Annotated in this window: 21 protein-coding genes; 9 read left to right on the top strand and 12 right to left on the bottom strand. The window is 56.4% G+C overall.

Annotated elements, in window-relative coordinates; all coding sequences use genetic code 11:
* Positions 1–4 precede the first annotated feature (4 nt).
* A complete protein-coding gene (locus ACETPC_RS19860) occupies positions 5–622 on the bottom strand; it encodes a trimeric intracellular cation channel family protein (protein WP_380184209.1) in 618 nt (205 codons plus the stop codon).
* A gap of 264 nt (positions 623–886) precedes the next feature.
* Between ACETPC_RS19860 and ACETPC_RS19855 the strand changes: the two genes are divergently transcribed.
* Positions 887–1,288, top strand: coding sequence for a hypothetical protein (locus ACETPC_RS19855; RefSeq protein ID WP_380184208.1), 402 nt, complete (start codon positions 887–889; stop codon positions 1,286–1,288).
* A gap of 50 nt (positions 1,289–1,338) precedes the next feature.
* Here ACETPC_RS19855 and ACETPC_RS19850 read toward each other — a convergent pair whose 3' ends face one another.
* Positions 1,339–1,677 carry a zinc ribbon domain-containing protein YjdM gene (locus tag ACETPC_RS19850; protein ID WP_380184207.1) on the bottom strand — a complete coding sequence of 113 codons (339 nt, stop codon included), beginning with the start codon at positions 1,675–1,677 and terminating at the stop codon, positions 1,339–1,341.
* A 253-nt stretch (positions 1,678–1,930) separates the two neighbouring features.
* Between ACETPC_RS19850 and ACETPC_RS19845 the strand changes: the two genes are divergently transcribed.
* Positions 1,931–2,551 carry an SHOCT domain-containing protein gene (locus ACETPC_RS19845; RefSeq protein WP_380184206.1) on the top strand — a complete coding sequence of 207 codons (621 nt, stop codon included), beginning with the start codon at positions 1,931–1,933 and terminating at the stop codon, positions 2,549–2,551.
* A gap of 83 nt (positions 2,552–2,634) precedes the next feature.
* Here ACETPC_RS19845 and ACETPC_RS19840 read toward each other — a convergent pair whose 3' ends face one another.
* Entirely contained in the window at positions 2,635–3,498 is an 864-nt protein-coding gene (locus ACETPC_RS19840) for a YicC/YloC family endoribonuclease (RefSeq protein WP_380184205.1), read from the bottom strand.
* Positions 3,499–3,660: 162 nt separating this feature from the next.
* On the opposite strand from ACETPC_RS19840, the gene ACETPC_RS19835 reads away from it, so the two are divergent.
* The 3 genes from ACETPC_RS19835 (at position 3,661) to pyrE (ending at position 5,600) form a co-directional block, all read left to right on the top strand.
* A complete protein-coding gene (locus ACETPC_RS19835; protein ID WP_380184204.1) occupies positions 3,661–4,083 on the top strand; it encodes a DUF3574 domain-containing protein in 423 nt (140 codons plus the stop codon).
* A gap of 106 nt (positions 4,084–4,189) precedes the next feature.
* Positions 4,190–4,906 carry a ribonuclease PH gene (gene rph / locus ACETPC_RS19830; RefSeq protein WP_380184203.1) on the top strand — a complete coding sequence of 239 codons (717 nt, stop codon included), beginning with the start codon at positions 4,190–4,192 and terminating at the stop codon, positions 4,904–4,906.
* 52 nt (positions 4,907–4,958) lie between these two features.
* Positions 4,959–5,600 (top strand): orotate phosphoribosyltransferase, encoded by a 642-nt coding sequence (gene pyrE / locus ACETPC_RS19825; RefSeq protein ID WP_380184202.1) that lies wholly within the window; start codon positions 4,959–4,961, stop codon positions 5,598–5,600.
* Positions 5,601–5,631: 31 nt separating this feature from the next.
* On the opposite strand, the gene slmA is transcribed toward pyrE, so the two are convergent.
* The 3 genes from slmA to coaBC form a co-directional block, all read right to left on the bottom strand.
* Positions 5,632–6,228 (bottom strand): nucleoid occlusion factor SlmA, encoded by a 597-nt coding sequence (slmA, locus tag ACETPC_RS19820; protein WP_380184201.1) that lies wholly within the window; start codon positions 6,226–6,228, stop codon positions 5,632–5,634.
* 101 nt (positions 6,229–6,329) lie between these two features.
* Complete coding sequence (dut, locus tag ACETPC_RS19815) at positions 6,330–6,788, bottom strand: dUTP diphosphatase (protein WP_380184200.1); 459 nt, start codon at positions 6,786–6,788, stop codon at positions 6,330–6,332.
* Complete coding sequence (gene coaBC, locus ACETPC_RS19810; RefSeq protein ID WP_380184199.1) at positions 6,766–7,977, bottom strand: bifunctional phosphopantothenoylcysteine decarboxylase/phosphopantothenate--cysteine ligase CoaBC; 1,212 nt, start codon at positions 7,975–7,977, stop codon at positions 6,766–6,768. The genes dut and coaBC overlap by 23 nt, the downstream gene beginning before the upstream one ends.
* A gap of 186 nt (positions 7,978–8,163) precedes the next feature.
* Here coaBC and radC point away from each other — a divergent pair, with 186 nt between their 5' ends.
* The 4 genes from radC (at position 8,164) to mutM (ending at position 10,426) form a co-directional block, all read left to right on the top strand.
* Entirely contained in the window at positions 8,164–8,832 is a 669-nt protein-coding gene (gene radC, locus ACETPC_RS19805) for a DNA repair protein RadC (RefSeq protein ID WP_380184198.1), read from the top strand.
* 283 nt (positions 8,833–9,115) lie between these two features.
* Positions 9,116–9,352, top strand: a complete 237-nt coding sequence (rpmB, locus tag ACETPC_RS19800) for a 50S ribosomal protein L28 (protein WP_004154798.1) — start codon at positions 9,116–9,118, stop codon at positions 9,350–9,352.
* A gap of 16 nt (positions 9,353–9,368) precedes the next feature.
* Positions 9,369–9,536: a 50S ribosomal protein L33 gene (gene rpmG, locus ACETPC_RS19795; RefSeq protein WP_001051798.1), complete on the top strand. Its 168-nt coding sequence runs from the start codon at positions 9,369–9,371 to the stop codon at positions 9,534–9,536.
* A gap of 80 nt (positions 9,537–9,616) precedes the next feature.
* A complete protein-coding gene (gene mutM, locus ACETPC_RS19790) occupies positions 9,617–10,426 on the top strand; it encodes a bifunctional DNA-formamidopyrimidine glycosylase/DNA-(apurinic or apyrimidinic site) lyase (protein ID WP_380184197.1) in 810 nt (269 codons plus the stop codon).
* A gap of 1 nt (position 10,427) precedes the next feature.
* On the opposite strand, the gene coaD is transcribed toward mutM, so the two are convergent.
* From coaD to ACETPC_RS19760, 6 genes are all read right to left on the bottom strand, one after another.
* A complete protein-coding gene (gene coaD, locus ACETPC_RS19785; RefSeq protein WP_380184196.1) occupies positions 10,428–10,910 on the bottom strand; it encodes a pantetheine-phosphate adenylyltransferase in 483 nt (160 codons plus the stop codon).
* Entirely contained in the window at positions 10,907–11,698 is a 792-nt protein-coding gene (locus ACETPC_RS19780; protein ID WP_380184195.1) for a glycosyltransferase family 2 protein, read from the bottom strand. The genes coaD and ACETPC_RS19780 overlap by 4 nt, the downstream gene beginning before the upstream one ends.
* A complete protein-coding gene (waaA, locus tag ACETPC_RS19775; protein ID WP_380184194.1) occupies positions 11,699–12,973 on the bottom strand; it encodes a lipid IV(A) 3-deoxy-D-manno-octulosonic acid transferase in 1,275 nt (424 codons plus the stop codon).
* 103 nt (positions 12,974–13,076) lie between these two features.
* On the bottom strand, positions 13,077–14,210 hold the full coding sequence (locus ACETPC_RS19770) for a glycosyltransferase family 4 protein (protein WP_380184193.1): 1,134 nt from the start codon (positions 14,208–14,210) through the stop codon (positions 13,077–13,079).
* The gene (gene rfaQ, locus ACETPC_RS19765) at positions 14,203–15,282 is read right to left on the bottom strand and encodes a putative lipopolysaccharide heptosyltransferase III (RefSeq protein WP_380184192.1); all 1,080 of its coding nucleotides are present in this window, start codon (positions 15,280–15,282) and stop codon (positions 14,203–14,205) included. Before rfaQ ends, ACETPC_RS19770 begins: the two co-directional genes overlap by 8 nt.
* A gap of 64 nt (positions 15,283–15,346) precedes the next feature.
* Positions 15,347–16,348, bottom strand: coding sequence for a glycosyltransferase (locus ACETPC_RS19760; RefSeq protein ID WP_380184191.1), 1,002 nt, complete (start codon positions 16,346–16,348; stop codon positions 15,347–15,349).

The following is a 16,348-nucleotide window of genomic DNA, read 5'->3' as shown; positions in this document are numbered from 1 at the left end:
CCATTTAATGGTCGGCATAGGGATAGTTAAACACCGGCAGCCCCAGCCGAAAGCGCAGCGCCAGCAGGCGGGTCAGAAAGCCGAACAGCAGGGTAATCACCGTCGCCAGCTCGTCGGAGAGCGGCGTTTTCAGCAGCAGAATGTAGAGCCAGCCGGAAGCGAAAGCGATACCGGCATAGAGCTCTTTCTGGAAAACCAGCGGAATGCGATTACAAAACATATCGCGCAGCACGCCGCCGAAAACGCCGGTAATCACGGCGCTAATGGCGGCGATAATCGGCGCATGGCCCATATCCAGCGCGACTTTAGTACCGATAATCGAAAAAACGGCCAGGCCCAGCGCGTCCAGCACCAGAAATACCTTGCGCAAATGCGGCATCAGCGGCGCAAGCTGCGTGGTGACTACTGCGGCCAGCGCCACAATAATGATGTATTCCGGGTGTTTGACCCAGCCAAGCGGATAGTGGCCAAGCAGCATATCGCGCACCGAGCCACCGCCGATAGCGGTGACGGAAGCGATGATAATAACGCCGAACATATCCATTTTACGGCGGCCAGCGGCCAGCGCGCCGGTCATGGCTTCTGCGGTGATCCCAATCAGATAGAAAACAGTAAGTAGCATAACCCGCTCCTGAAGAGTTGGCGGCAAGCCTGCAGGATCTCTAACAGGTTGGCGACTGAAATTTTTTTAAAAGCCTTCAGGCAAATGAGTTTACCTAATCTGAAAATAAAATCTCGGCGTAGTTATCAAGGGCAAGCTTTTATTTTTTATAGGTTTTTGAAATTGGCTTTTCGCAATAGAGCCTGGCTTTATCAGATAGCGTAATTAAAAAACCGCATGCCGGGCATGGCAATGTCCGGGCAGGCAAAAACAAGGACGAAAAAAATGATGGCGAACGAAATTTTTCGACTGCTGGCGAAAGGCATTCATCCGGAAACGGGTGAACTGCTCTCCCCGGCCTCCATTGTTCATACGCCGGATGCCATAAGGCTGCTGTTTGCCCTGGCGGAAGAGTTCAGCGGCGTAAACTTTAGCGCTGTAGCAAGAAAAGAGAAGGTGAAACTGACGCCAGAGCAGCGGCGAGAGAAAAACCTGGCGGAAGGACGTCCCGCCAACGCTTATCTGCCCTGGAGCGAAGAGGAAAAGCAAAGCCTTATCCTACATTTTCGCCAGGGCTACACGGTCAGGGAGCTGGCCGAGCTGTGCGAACGCTCGCCCCGTTCGGTTGCAATGCAGCTGGAAAGGCTGGCGCTGATTACGCCTGAGCAGGCGGCCACCTTTACCTGAGGCAGAGCCGGCAAGTCGTGAAAACAGGCCGTGCGGCAAAAAGCGGGCAATCAGTTTTTCTTAACGAACTCTGATTTCAGCTTCATCGGGCCGAAGCCGTCGATCTTACAGTCGATATTATGGTCGCCTTCCACCAGGCGAATGCTTTTGACACGGGTGCCGATCTTAAGCGGCGTAGAGCTGCCTTTGACCTTGAGATCTTTAATCACCGTCACGCTGTCGCCGTCGGCCAGCAGGTTGCCGTTGGCATCTTTGACGATTAGCGCATCGTCAGCTGCGGGTTCTGCGCCATCAGCCCAAACGTGGCCGCATTCAGGACAGTTAAACAGCGCACCGTCCTGCCAGCTGTATTCAGAGCTGCATTCAGGGCAGGGAGGAAGGGTTTGCATAAAAGACCTCAGGTAATCCATAGAAAAAGAGGGGAGATTCTAGCCTGGCGACGTCCGGAATCCTATTTATCTTTATTGGCAACAACGCCTCCGGCTGCAAATGTAAAAAGTGGCCTGGCCTGACCAACAGAGGTGCCGCTTTTTTAGAAAAATTTGGCGTTATTTGGTTAAGAAAATTCTTAAGCAACCGATAAAGAGCAGGTATATTAACCCTTAAGATTTTTTTATCGTTATTACACAGCAGGAGCCCATTATGAGTACCCAGGATAGCCAGCAAAACGTTGTTCCCGAGAAGGGTTTAGAGAAAGCCTTCGGCTACCTCACCTCTATGCTGGTGCCGGGCGAAACATTGCTGAAAGTCGGCATTCAGCGCCGCCTGTTTGCCCTGACGCATCGTCGAACCATGGTGAGTGCCACTTCTGGCCGCTTTATTGGCTCAATACGTGGCCTGCTGGGTGGCTTTACGCCGGTAGACGTGCGCTGGCAGGATCTAAAAAATGCGCATATCAAAGCGGGAATATTTGGCAGCACGCTTTATATCACGGCGCTGGAACAGCCTGACCTGGCGACGCAGGGTAAAGTGATGCGCTTTCAGTTTAGCGGGCTACGCAAAGACGAAGCGCAGGAAATCTACAAGATCGCCCAGACCCACGAGCAGGCATGGCGGGAAAAAAGGCGCCAGCGCGAGCTGGAAGAGCTGCGGGCAAAATCCGGCGGCTTCGGTAACTTCGGCGGCAGTATGCCTGTAGCGGAATCCAGCCCGGAAGCCAGCGCCGTCGAACGCCTGAAGAAAGCGAAAAAGCTCTACGAAGAAGGCCTAATCAGCGATTCCGAATATGAAACCACCAAGGCCAGGATCGTCAGCGAGCTTTAAGCGATCGGCGCTGGAAGTTGGTTGTTATTGTTGGTTAAAAAAAGCCCGTAATTAAACGGGCTATTTAAATAATACTGATGCGATTATTCGATATTCTGAATCTGCTCACGCATCTGCTCAATCAACACCTTCAGCTCAATGGCTGAAGTAGTAACTTCGGCATTAATTGATTTAGACGCCAGCGTATTCGACTCGCGGTTAAATTCCTGCATCATAAAGTCGAGGCGACGGCCAACGGCCTCTTTCTTCTTCAGGATGTTATAGGTTTCTTTTACGTGCGCTTCCAGACGATCCAGCTCTTCCGCCACGTCCACGCGCTGCGCCAGCATAATCAGCTCCTGCTCAACGCGATTGCTGTCCAGCTGCACCTGCGCCTCTTCGAGCTTGGTGACCAGACGCTCGCGCTGCCATTTCAGTACGTCCGGCATCTGCGCGCGCACTTTAGTAACTTCTGTGCTGACGCCTTCCAGCCGCTGTTCGATCAACGACTTCAGCGCGGCGCCTTCGGTTTCTCGGGCGGCGATAAAGTCATCCAGCGCCACGTCCAGCGCCTTCAGCAGCTCGGCAGAAATAGCATCCAGATCCTGTTCTTCCGCTGACATCACGCCAGGCCAGCGCAGAATATCGACCGGATTGATTTCGCCTTCGTCGCTCTTTAATTTGACCCATTTGGCGGCTTCAATCAGCTGGATAGCCAGCTTTTCATTCAGCACCAGCGAGCTTTGCGCGCGTACGTCCGCGTCAAAACGCAGATTACACTCGATTTTGCCGCGCGTCAGGCGGTTGCGGATGCGCTCGCGGATCACCGGCTCCAGACCGCGGAACTGCTCGGGCAGGCGGATATAGGTTTCTAAATAACGCTGGTTTACGGAACGAAGCTCCCAGGCTGCGCTGCCCCATTCGCCTTTGGTTTCACGCCGGGCGTAGGCGGTCATGCTGCGGATCATTATGCGTACCCGTTTTCAGATTAAGTTCAGGTGATTATAGCGGCGCCGACACTGCCTTAACAGGCATTGCGACAAACTCCGCCAGCCGTGCGGCTATTTGACCCGTTTCTGATTAGGATGTTAAGTAGAACTTGCCCCGCGATAACAATCACAGGAAATTCGATGAAAAAGCTGGCTCTGAGCGCCGCGCTGTTGCTAACAATTCTTACCGGCTGTGCTGGAACCCCACATCCTGCGCCGTCAGTGGCAAGCTGCTATACCGGCGAGCATATGACGCAAACCACGCTTTATTTTGGCCTGAGCCGTCCCACTGGTTCAGACGTAAAGCCTGCTGAATGGCAAAATTTCATCGACAATACGGTCACGCCGCATTTTAGAGAAGGGCTGACGGTGATGGATGGTCAGGGACAATGGCTGGATAGCAAAAACAGGGTGGTGCGCGAGCAAAGCAAAGCGCTGCTGCTTATCCATCCGGTCGGGCCGCAGCAGGAAAAGGCTATTCAGGCGATTCGCACGGCGTATAAACAGCGCTTTCAGCAGGAATCCGTAATGCGGGTCGATACGCCCGTGTGCGCCAGCTTCTGAATTAAAATGGTGAAGCGCTTCGACACCAGCCGTAGTGGCATAGGCATTCCGCCGCGAAATCCGTATAATGCGCAGCCAATCATGATTTACAAGCCGGAGAAAAACCATGCGTCCAGCAGGCCGTAATGCCCATCAGGTACGTCCCGTCACCCTGACTCGTCACTACACCAAACATGCGGAAGGCTCCGTTCTGGTTGAATTCGGTGAGACCAAAGTGCTTTGCACCGCCACTATTGAAGAAGGCGTGCCGCGCTTTCTGAAAGGGCAGGGCCAGGGCTGGGTCACAGCAGAATACGGCATGCTGCCGCGTGCTACCCACAGCCGTAACGCGCGTGAGGCAGCCAAAGGCAAACAGGGCGGCCGCACGCTGGAAATCCAGCGCCTGATCGCCCGTTCACTGCGCGCCGCGCTGGATCTGAAAGCGCTGGGCGAATTCACGATTACCCTGGACTGCGATGTGTTGCAGGCCGATGGCGGCACGCGCACCGCTTCCATTACTGGTGCCTGTGTAGCGCTGGCCGATGCGCTGAATCATCTGGTTGCTATCGGCAAGCTGAAGGCTAACCCAATGAAAGGTATGGTCGCTGCCGTGTCCGTGGGTATCGTTAACGGCGAAGCGCTGTGCGATTTGGAGTACGTTGAGGACTCCGCCGCAGAAACCGATATGAATGTGGTGATGACCGAAGATGGCCGCATGATCGAAGTGCAGGGCACCGCGGAAGGCGAGCCGTTCAGCCATGAGGAACTGCTGACGCTGCTGTCGCTGGCGCGCGGTGGTATCGACACCTTGATTCAGGCGCAGAAAGCGGCGTTACAGAACTGATTTCCAGGCGACCAGAGAGTCGCCTTTTTTATAGATGAGTGAGGAGCGAGACATGAAAGCCTGGCAGCGCCAATTTATCGAATTTGCTATCAACAAGCAGGTATTGAAATTTGGCGAGTTTACGCTGAAGTCCGGGCGTAAAAGCCCCTATTTTTTCAATGCGGGCCTGTTTAACACCGGCCGCGACCTGGCGCTGCTGGGACGCTTTTACGCCCAGGCTCTGGTGGATTCCGGCATCGATTACGACCTGCTGTTCGGCCCGGCTTATAAAGGCATCCCTATCGCGACCACTACCGCCGTTGCGCTGGCCGATCATCACGACCGGGATGTGCCTTACTGCTTTAACCGTAAAGAAGCGAAAGACCACGGCGAAGGCGGAACCCTGGTAGGCAGCCCGCTGCAGGGGAAAATCATGCTGGTGGATGATGTTATCACCGCCGGCACCGCTATTCGTGAATCGATGGAGATTATTGCGGCTCACCAGGCAACGCTGGCTGGCGTAATGATTTCGCTGGATCGTCAGGAGCGAGGACGCGGTAAGGAGTCGGCTATTCAGGAAGTGGAGCGCGACTACGGCTGCAAGGTTATCGCCATCATTACGTTAAACGACCTGATCAGCTATCTGGAAGAAAAACCCGAACTGGCCGACCATCTGGCCGCCGTTCGCGCCTACCGTAAAGAGTACGGTATCTGAACAGTACGGGCCGCCGGACGCGGCCCGGTGCTTACACCAGCTGGCAGGCCAGCAGCGGCCAGCGCGTTTCAAACTCTACCGTTGGCCGATAGCGGAAGTCAGAACGCACAAAGCGCGACAGCAGCCCTTCGCAAAAGGCCAGCAGTTGGGAAGCCAGCAGCGCCTCGTCGGTGCGGAAACCTTCGCCGGTGCGCATCTTATGCTCGCGCAGAACCTGCTTTAGCTGCACCTCGATTCTTTCAAACAGCTGGTTAATTCTGCCCTGCAGGCGATCCTGTTCAAACATCAGCGCGTGACCGGTCAGAATGCGCGACAAGCCCGGATTACGCTCACCAAATCCCAGAACGAGCTGAGTAATCAGCCGCAGACGCGGCAGCGTCTCTTTTTCGTCCTGCAGGATCAGATTGATGCGCGTAATCAGGCTATCCTCAATAAACTCAATCAGGCTGTCAAACATGCGAGTTTTGCTGGGAAAATGCCGGTAGAGCGCAGCTTCGGAAACCCCTACGCTTGCCGCCAGTTTAGCGGTTGTGATCCGCTGGCTGCCGTCGCTGGATTCCAGCATCTGCGCCAGAGCCTGCAGTATTTCTTCGCGACGGTTCCTTTTCGCACTTTTTTTCTCTGCCATGTCCTGAAAGACCCCTGAAGTATCACCTTGTTCGGGCAAGCGCCCACGGAACAACCGTGAGCCGCAAGGCTCACGGTGGAAATAAGGACGGATGGCGCCTGCTACTGACGGCCGGAGTGGCCGAAGCCGCCTTCACCGCGCGCGCTGGCGTCGAAGTCATTCACCAGATTGAATTCGGCCTGCACCACAGGAACAAACACCATCTGTGCGATACGCTCGCCCGGCTCAATGCTGAAAGCATCCTGGCTGCGGTTCCAGACGGAAACCATCAGCTGGCCCTGATAATCTGAGTCGATCAGGCCCACCAGATTGCCCAGTACCACGCCATGTTTATGACCCAGGCCGGAACGCGGCAGGATCACGGCCGCCAGCTGCGGGTCACCAATATGGATAGCCAGACCGGTCGGCACCAGCGTGGTCGCGCCCGGCGCCAGCTGTATCGCCTCGTCCAGACAGGCGCGCAGATCGAGACCAGCGGAGCCGGAAGTGGCATACGCAGGCAGGGGAAAAGTGGTGCCCACGCGCGGGTCTAAAATCTTAACGTCGATTTTTTTCTTCATAACGGCTGACTATCTCGTCCAGTAATTGTTGGCCCAGGAGCTGCTTATCGCTAAGCGGCAAGGCTTTGCTCCCTTCCTGCCAGAAAAGATGCAGGGCATTGGTATCGCTGTTGAACCCCTGCCCGGCTTTTGCGACATCGTTGGCGCAGATTAGATCCAGATTCTTCCGCGCCCTTTTTTGCCGCGCGTATTCTTCCACATTCCGGGTTTCTGCTGCAAACCCCACCACAAAGGGGCGGTTCTGCTGCATGGCCGCTACGCCCGCCACGATATCCGGGTTCTTGATCATTCTCAGGACAATCTCATCGCCCTGTTTTTTGATTTTCTCGCTGGAGAACTCCGCCGCGCGATAATCACCAACCGCTGCCGCAGCGATAAAAATTTGCTGCCCGGCTGCGCTCGCCATTACGGCTTCTTCCATTTCCAGCGCGCTGACTACATCTATACGTTGAACGCCGGGCGGCGTGGCTAAGGCTACCGGGCCAGCCACCAGGGTTACCTGAGCGCCCCGTTTTGCCGCGGCGGCGGCAACGGCGAAGCCCATTTTACCCGAGCTGTGGTTAGTAATGAACCGGACTGGATCAAGCGATTCACGGGTTGGGCCTGCTGTAACCATAATCTTCAGATGGGCCAAATCGTGCTGCGGGGATGCCCAGCTGACGGCTTCCTCTACGATAGCCAGCGGATCCAGCATACGGCCAGGCCCGACATCGCCGCAGGCCTGGCTGCCGCTATCCGGCCCCCAAATCATCAGGCCGCGCGCCTGTAAAACCTGAAGGTTATGCTGCGTAGCCGCCGCGCGATACATCTGCTGGTTCATTGCCGGTACTACCGCGACGGGCGCTGCCGTAGCCAGGCAAATGGTAGTAACCAAATCGTTCGCCATACCCGCTGTGACCCGGGCGATCAGATCGGCCGTGGCGGGCGCCAGAATCACCAGATCGGCCCATTTACCCAGCTCGATATGGCCCATAGCCGCTTCTGCCGCCGGATCCAGCAGGTCATCGCTGACCGGATAGCCGGAGACGGCCTGCAGGCTCAGTGGCGTAATAAAAGCCTTTGCCGCTGCGGTCATGGCCACCCGCACTTCTGCGCCGCGATCGCGCAGGCGCCTTACCAGTTCGGGCGCCTTATAGGCGGCGATGCCGCCGCTGACGGCCAGAACGATACGTTTACCGGATAATGTCATACTCTCTGCTCCATTGAGCCAGCAGGGCGCCGTGGCGCCGGAATTGCGCCATTTTATCATATTCCCTGGCTGCTGACTTTTAGCACAACGGCCGCTTTGGAAGCCCGCTCGCAACACAGAAGAAAAGCGTGGAAAACTACTGTATATAATGCCATGCTTTTGCCAGTTGCGGAAGGAGGAAAGCAAATGAAGAAGCCATGGAAAAAAATGCCGCCACGCGAAAAGCTGGTGGCGGGCGGGGCCAGCACCTTAACGGATACGGAGCTGCTGGCGCTTTTTTTACGAACCGGCGCCAATGGCGTCCATGTCATGACGCTGGCCCAGCAGCTGCTGGACGAGTTTGGCTCGCTGTATCAGCTAATGACGGCAGATAAAGAAGCTTTTTTACGGGTTAAAGGCGTAGGCGTGGCGAAGTATGCCCAGCTAAACGCTATCGCTGAGCTTGGCAGGCGTTTCTTTTCCTGCGCCGATGCCACAAAGCAGGCGGTGCACAAGCCCACGGATGTAGTGAATTTCCTGCACAGCAAGCTGGCGCACCGCGAGCGCGAAATTTTTATGGTGATTTTTTTCGACAGCCAGAACCGGATAATTCATACCAGCGAAATGTTCGCGGGCACTATCGCCAGCGTAGAGGTGCACCCGCGCGAAATCGTGCGCGAGGCATTGCAGTATAACGCAGCGGCGATAGTACTGGCTCACAATCATCCCTCGGGCGTTTCGACGCCCAGCATGGCGGATCAGGATATTACTCAACAGGTTATCGACTGCTGCCAGCTGTTTAATATTCGCGTGCTTGACCATATCGTTATCGGCCAGGGGGAATATACCTCTTTTGCGGAAAGGGGCCTGATTTAACGCTGCCGGCAGCCTGCCGCCGCCCGTTTTTCAGTGCGGCGGCGGTGCTTTTTCCGTTCAAATGCGGCAATTTTGCGCGATCCTAAGGGATCTTTATCTGTTCGGGACTTGAGCACCAGCGCCGCAGAGCGTATACTACGCCACCTTTGAGAATCTCGGGTTTGGCGTTTGGGCCTGCTCAGCGGGTTCACATAGAACTCGCCTGGATAGGCTATGAGCCTGACGAGGCGGCCAGGACCCTTATTTTTAAAGCTCGAGCTTATTTGATTTTTGGAGAATTGACATGTCACGAGTCTGCCAGGTAACTGGAAAGCGTCCGGTGACGGGTAACAACCGTTCCCACGCAATGAACGCGACGAAACGCCGTTTCCTGCCGAACCTGCACTCTCACCGTTTCTGGGTTGAGAGCGAAAAGCGCTTCGTTACACTGCGCGTATCTGCCAAAGGCATGCGCGTAATTGATAAAAAGGGTATTGAGACGGTTCTTGCCGATCTGCGTACCCGCGGTGAGAAGTACTAAGGTAAGGAACTGAAACATGGCTAAAGGTATTCGTGAGAAGATCAAGCTGGTTTCTTCTGCTGGTACAGGTCACTTCTATACCACCACGAAGAACAAGCGTACTAAGCCGGAAAAACTGGAACTGAAGAAATTCGATCCGGTTGTCCGCCAGCACGTGATCTACAAAGAAGCTAAAATCAAGTAATTGAGATTAGCGACTTGAAAAACCCTGCCTCGGCGGGGTTTTTTCTTTTCTGCGTCTGAAAATATTTGCGGGAGGTTTGCATGCCGGAATTACCAGAGGTTGAAACCAGCCGACGCGGTATCGAGCCGCATCTTGTCGGCGCCACTATTCTGCACGCCGTGGTGCGCAATGGCCGCCTGCGCTGGCCGGTCTCGCACGAAATCCACAGCCTCAGCGACCAGCCGGTGCTGAGCGTACAGCGACGCGCTAAATATCTGCTGCTGGAGCTGCCTGAAGGCTGGATCATCATTCACCTTGGCATGTCGGGTAGCCTGCGGGTGTTATCAGAAGAGACGCCGCCAGCGAAACATGACCATGTGGATCTGGTGATGAGCAACGGCAAAGTGCTGCGCTATACCGACCCACGCCGCTTTGGTGCCTGGCTGTGGAGCAGCGATCTGACTGCCAGCAACGTGCTGGCCCATCTTGGGCCAGAGCCACTTAGCGAAGCGTTCAGCGCAGATTACCTGTTTGAAAAGTCGCGCAGCAGACGCACGCCGGTTAAACCCTGGCTAATGGATAACAAACTGGTGGTAGGCGTTGGCAACATTTACGCCAGCGAATCGCTGTTCGCCGCCGGGATCCATCCCGATCGACCGGCAATGGCGTTGACCAGAGAAGAAGTTGTGCTGCTGACTGAGACCATCAAAGCGGTCTTGCTGCGATCGATAGAGCAGGGCGGCACCACGCTGCGGGACTTTTTACAGACGGACGGCAAGCCGGGCTATTTTGCCCAGCAGCTGCAGGTTTATGGTCGCGCCGGGGAACCCTGCCGTGTTTGCGGTACGCCGATTGTGGGCGCTAAGCACGCGCAGCGTAGTACCTTCTACTGCCCAAACTGCCAGAAGTAGATCAGGCGGAGAGCTTCGCCAATAGCGCGCTGTGTACCAGCGATGGCAGGAAGGCGCTGACGTCGCCCTGGTGGCGCGCCACCTCTTTTACCAGCGTGGAAGAGATAAACGAATACTTTTCTGAAGGCATCAAAAATACGCTCTCCAGTGAGGCAAGCAGATGGCGGTTCATATGCGCCAGCTGCATCTCATATTCAAAGTCGGATACCGCGCGCAGGCCGCGAACCAGCACGTTCGCCTGCTGATCCCGGGCAAAGTTCGCCATCAAATCACTGAATCCCACTACCTCTACGTTCGGCAGATGAGCTACCACCTGCTGCGCCAGCGTCACGCGCTCCTCCAGCGAGAACATCGGCTTTTTACTCGGGCTGGCGGCAATAGCCAGCACGAGATGATCGAACATCAGCGCGGCGCGCGTGACGATATCCAGATGGCCATTGGTCATGGGATCGAAAGTGCCGGGATAAATCGCTTTTGTGCTCATAAGTCGCCTTTGTCGGAAGCGTGGTGAGTGGAGTGGTTCAGCGCCCAGAGCGCCGTATATTTATTGAAGGTGTATTGGGCATTGACCACGGCGAGCAGCCAGCCCTGTTTGCCGTCCAGAAAACCGGCGCGCAGCACCAGCGTTTTCAGAAAGGCACCCAGCGTATGGGCAAAAATCGAAAACAGGCCGCATTTTTTGCCCTGATGGTGCCGCTGCTTTGCCCAGGCTTCCGCATAGGCAAACTGCTTCCACTGAAACGCGGAGAAATCGCGGCAGGTTAAATGCAGCAAATCGCCCTTTAACGGCTCAACCTTCGCGCCTTTCGTCTCCAGCGACTCATGCACCTGGTGATCGTTGTAGTTGAACTCGCGCGGGTAGAGGCGGGTAACGCGATCCGGATACCAGCCGCTGTGGCGCATAAAACGCCCCAGAAACAGATTGCGGCGGCCCAGGCTATAAACTTTATCCGCAGAGGCTGGCTGTTGCAGCACGGCTTCAATAGCGGCGCGTAGCTGTGGCGTGACGCGCTCGTCGCTATCGATCATCAAAATCATTGGGTGCGAGGCGTAGCTTTGCGCCAGCTGTCGCTGCTTGCCATAGCCATGCCATTCATGGGAGTGGAAAACTTTAGCGCCGTGCCGCGCGGCAATCTGCGGCGTGCCGTCGCTGCTGCCGGAATCCAGCAGCACGATTTCATCAGCCCAGCTCACCGACTCCAGGCATTCCGGCAGCAGCTCGGCTGCGTCTTTAGCGATCAGAACGACCGACAGAAGCTGACGTGAAGACATTTAGTGATTCCGCTGTGGCAGATAGGGTTCGAGTAACTGTAGCAGACGCTGCAGCGCGCCCTGGTTCTGATGCAGCACCTCTACGGCGTGGCGGCCGTAATAGAGGCGATAATCCTCATCGGTCAGCAGGTTGCCGATCTCTTTATCCAGCGAATCGGCATCGGTCACAGTGATCAGGCCGTCCGCCTGCTGCAGCTTGGCGCAGATATCCTTGAAGTTAAACGTATGCGGGCCCATCAGCACAGGAATGGCGTGAGCCGCAGCCTCTAACGGATTGTGTCCGCCGCGCTCCACCAGGCTGCCGCCGACGAAAGCCACATCGGCGATGCCGTAAAGCAGCATCAGTTCGCCCATGGTATCGCCAATCACTACCTGCGTACTGCCGGAAGGAATTTCGCCGCTGCTGCGCAGCGTATAGCTGAAGCCCGCTTTCTGCGCCATATCCCGCGCGGTGTCGAAGCGCTCCGGATGGCGCGGCACCAGAATCAGCAGTAAATCGGGAAAGCGCGCCAGCAGCTTGCGGTGCGCCTCCAGGATTACGCTTTCTTCGCCTTCATGGGTGCTGGTGGCGATCCACACCGGGCGGCGCGGCGCCCATTGACGCCGCAGCGTTACCGCGCGGGCCGCCAGCTCTGGCGTAACGGAAATATCAAACTTCAGGCTGCCGGTTACTGCCAGCTGCGAGCGCTTCAGGCCGAGCGTAACGAAACGCTCGCCGTCTTCCTCGTTCTGTGCGGCAATCAGCGTAATTTTTCGCAGCAGGCGCTGCATAAATTTGCCCAGCTTGCCGTAGCCTTTCGCCGAGCGTTCAGAAAGGCGGGCGTTCGCTATCACCAGCGGGATATTGCGGGCGTGTAGCTGGGCGATCATATTTGGCCACAGCTCGGTTTCCATAATAATCACCAGCCGTGGGCTGACGTTATTCAGAAAACGGTTCATTGAGCCCGGCAGATCGTAAGGCAGATAGACGTGATCGACATCTTTACCGAAGGCCGAAGCCGCGCGCTCTGAGCCGGTCGGCGTCATGGTCGTCACGGTAATCGGCATGGTGGGGTAGCGATGGCGCAGCGCCCTGACCAGCGGCACGGCGGCCAGCGTCTCGCCCACGGAAACGGAGTGCAGCAGAATGCCGTCCGGCCTGACCTTGCCTTTGCAGTAGCCGTAGCGCTCGGCCCAGCGTTTACGGTAGGCGGGCGCTTTTCTGCCGCGTAGCCAGAGCCGGAGCCAGATCAAAGGCTGAATAAGATAGAGCAGGACGGAATAAATTGTTGTCATCACAGTGTTTACGAATTACGCAGCGACTCGCGTCAGGAAATGCCGGAAAATAGAAACATTACCGCATGTTAGCAGATAAGTCGCGCTTGCTCACAGCTTCTTCTCAGGCCTGTCGCAACACTTGTTGATACAGCGCATGAAGCTGGCTCGCCAGCTGCTGCGGCGAACAGGGAAGCACGCGCTCGCGGGCCGCCTCGCCCATACGGGCGTCAACGCTTCTGAGCGGCACCGCCTGCGCCGCTGCGGCCAGTGCTTTTACATCCAGCGCGTCGCACACGTAGCCCTGAACGCCATCAACGATAAATTCCGCGCCGCCGCAGGTAAAGCTGGTAATTACCGGCAGGCCGCAGGCCATTGCTTCCAGAATTACATTCGGGAAAGGATCGTAGAGCGTAGGCAGCATCAGCGCATCGGCCGCGTGATAATAAGGGATAACGTTGTGCTGAACGCCGACAAAATGCACCCGGTTTTCGCAGCCCAGCGTGCGGGCGTGATCGCTGTAGCGGGACTGCTGCTTGTCCTGGCCTACCACCAGCAGATGCGCATCGGTGGCGGCCAGCGCGCTAATGGACGCCTTCAGGCCCTTACGCTCAAAACCGGAACCAACGTAGATAAATACTTTGGCATCAGCGGGAAGATTCAGCGCCGCGCGCGATTGCTGACGTTCATCCGGCGTGGCGGGCTGGAAACGCTGCGCGTCGATAGCGTTATAAATAACCGCAAATTTCTCTTCCGGCACCTGAAAGCAGCGCATGATGTCGTTTTTCACCATCAGCGAATTGCAGATGATTTTTTTCAGCGCCGGCGAGCGGAACATCTCTTCTTCCGCCTTCATCACATAGCGGTGATAAGGGCTTATCGCAGTCAGCAGCTTTTGCGCTGGCGAAACGATACGCGCTCTTTGCTCCAGCCAGACGCGATGCACGCCATCGCCAGCGCGGAAAATATCGCAGCCCGCGATGCGCTCGTGGCTCTGCACGATATCGAAATTTTCCCGTTGCCAGCACTCGCGCGCCGCCAGGGCAAAGCCGCGCTCGCGCGAGATGCGGCCCCATTTTTTCGGATTGCAGATATGCAGATGCCAGTCGGGTTTTGGCTCGCCCTGCCAGCTGCGGGTAATAATGTTCAGATCCAGGCTGTCGTCGTCCAGCGCCTCCAGCGCCCGCGAGATAAACCGCTCGGCGCCGCCGTCAGGCCGGTATTTTTGCCGTACTATGGCCAGTCGAACCTTAGTCATTCAGAAAATCCCTTGCAGCTTTAACCACGTCATCCAGCGGGATCGCCGCGAGATAGCGCGTTTCAGTATTAGTATTAATGCTGTCTGGCGAAGGCAGCGGCGCATAGTCGCCAGCCCAGATTACCCGGTTATTGTCGCCCCACGGACGCCACTGCTTCAGCTTGGTCGGGCCAAACAGCGCGATACAGGGCGTATCCAGCGCGGCGGCCATATGCATCGGCGCAGAATCGACGCCGATAAACAAACGGGCATGATCGATAAGAGAAGCCAGCTGTGGCAGCGTCAGCTTACCGGCCAGCGAGATCGCCTTGCCGGGACAAAGCGAGAGAATATGCTCAATCATCGCCAGCTCTTTTTTATCCGGCGCGGCGGTCAGCACGATATCGATCTGGTCAGAAGCCAGTGCGGCAATCAGCCCGGCGACTTTCTCATCTTCCCAGCACTTAAATACCCAGCGCGAAGTAGGCTGGATAACGATATAAGGACGCGTAACCTGGTTTTGCGCCAGCGCAGTTTGCGTATGCTGCCAGTCGCTTTCGCTATAGTGCATCGCTGCCGCAAAGCCGGTAGTGGCAATATTCAGCGGCTGTAGCGCGGCCAGATTCTGCTCGACGGTATGCAGCTGGCTGTGGTTGCTGGTGGAAACCAGATGCGTATGTGCCTGCCGCCAGAAAATACTGCGGCGCTTGTTATAGGCGAAACCTATCCTGACCGGCGCGCCGGAAAAAGCGGTAATAATCGCGCTGCGCCACTGGTCAGCCAGGTTAATCACCAAATCGAAACCTTCGCGGCGGATCGCCCTGAGCAAAGCCGCCTCGTGACGCAGATGCGCCAGGGTTCCCTCGTTTTTCCACTTGCGATCGATAAAGCGCAGCTGGCGAATATGCGGATGTGCCTGCAGCATCGGCAGCGTCTCTTTATACAGCAGCACGTCGATGCTGGCCTGTGGATAGCGCTGACGCAGCGCTTCGATTACCGGCGTAGTCAGCAGCATATCGCCATGGTGACGCAGCTTAATCAGCAAAATCTTTTGCGGCGCAAAGCTGGCTGAAACAGATTGAGAAGTGACCATACTCAGGAGATCTCAAAAAAAGTGAAGCTGATGTAAGAAGCCTGCACGGGAAAAGCGCCGCGCATTACCGCTGGCGCCAGCGGTAAATCCGGCTCAGCCAGAGCAGTAGCTGATACCATTGTTTAACGCCGCGCGCGTTACGCAGCATACGGCCCGGCGTTTTGCTGGCAAGCAGATCCGCTATTATCGCCTGGCGCGCAGCGGCATCCGGCTCACGGCGCAGAGCGTGACAGACGGTCAGCGCCTCTTTGGTTACCTGTCGATAAATTGCCGGGCCGATTTTGACCTTATCGCGGTAGCGCAGGTTAATCTCGTCCAGCATGCGGGCAATCTTCAGATAGTGACGCTGATACTCAACGTTCGCCATGCCGACGCGTTTGCGGTTGCTGATGGACTGGTCGTGCACGTAATAGCGGTAGAACACCTGCTCGGTATAGCGCACGCGGCGGGCGTTCAGCATCAGCTCCGTTGTCCACGGAATATCCTGATGATGCAGGCCGGGTTCAAACAGCAAATTGAGTTCGTCAATCAGCGAACGGCGATAGATCCCCAGCCAGACCACATGCAGATAACGATTGGTCGACAACGCCTTGTTCAGCCACTCTGCGCCGCTCAGCACCGGCGTTGATTGCAGGCGGTCTGTTGGGATCAGCGTTTTTGCTCGCCCTGAACCCCAAAAAAAACGCTCTGCGTTGCACTGCGCCACATCCAGATCGTCCTGCTCCGCCATCGCCGTCAGCGTGCTGTACATTTCTGGCGCGAGCGTATCGTCGGCGTCGGGAAAAGTTACATATTTGCCGCGTGCTATCGCCAGCCCTGCATTGCGCGCGCGGGAAACGCCACCGTTAGCCTGGTCGATAACAATAATTTGCTGATGTTCGCTGGCATAGCGGTGCGCCAGCTGCGCCGACTCGTCTGTCGAACCGTCGTTAACGATAATAATCTCCAGCGACGACAGCTTCTGCGCCAGCGCGGAGTCGATAAAAGCCTGAAAGCTGGTGCCAGCGTTGTACATCGGGACAATCGCGCTCAGCAAAGGCGCTGAGGTGTTATCTTGCGGTTTCAT

The organism is Pantoea sp. sgz302252, assembly GCF_042610525.1.
In the GTDB taxonomy this organism is placed as follows: Bacteria; Pseudomonadota; Gammaproteobacteria; order Enterobacterales; family Enterobacteriaceae; genus Erwinia.
The sequence above is the reverse complement of the archived record's forward strand: the minus strand, read 5'-3'. Positions and strand labels throughout refer to the sequence as shown.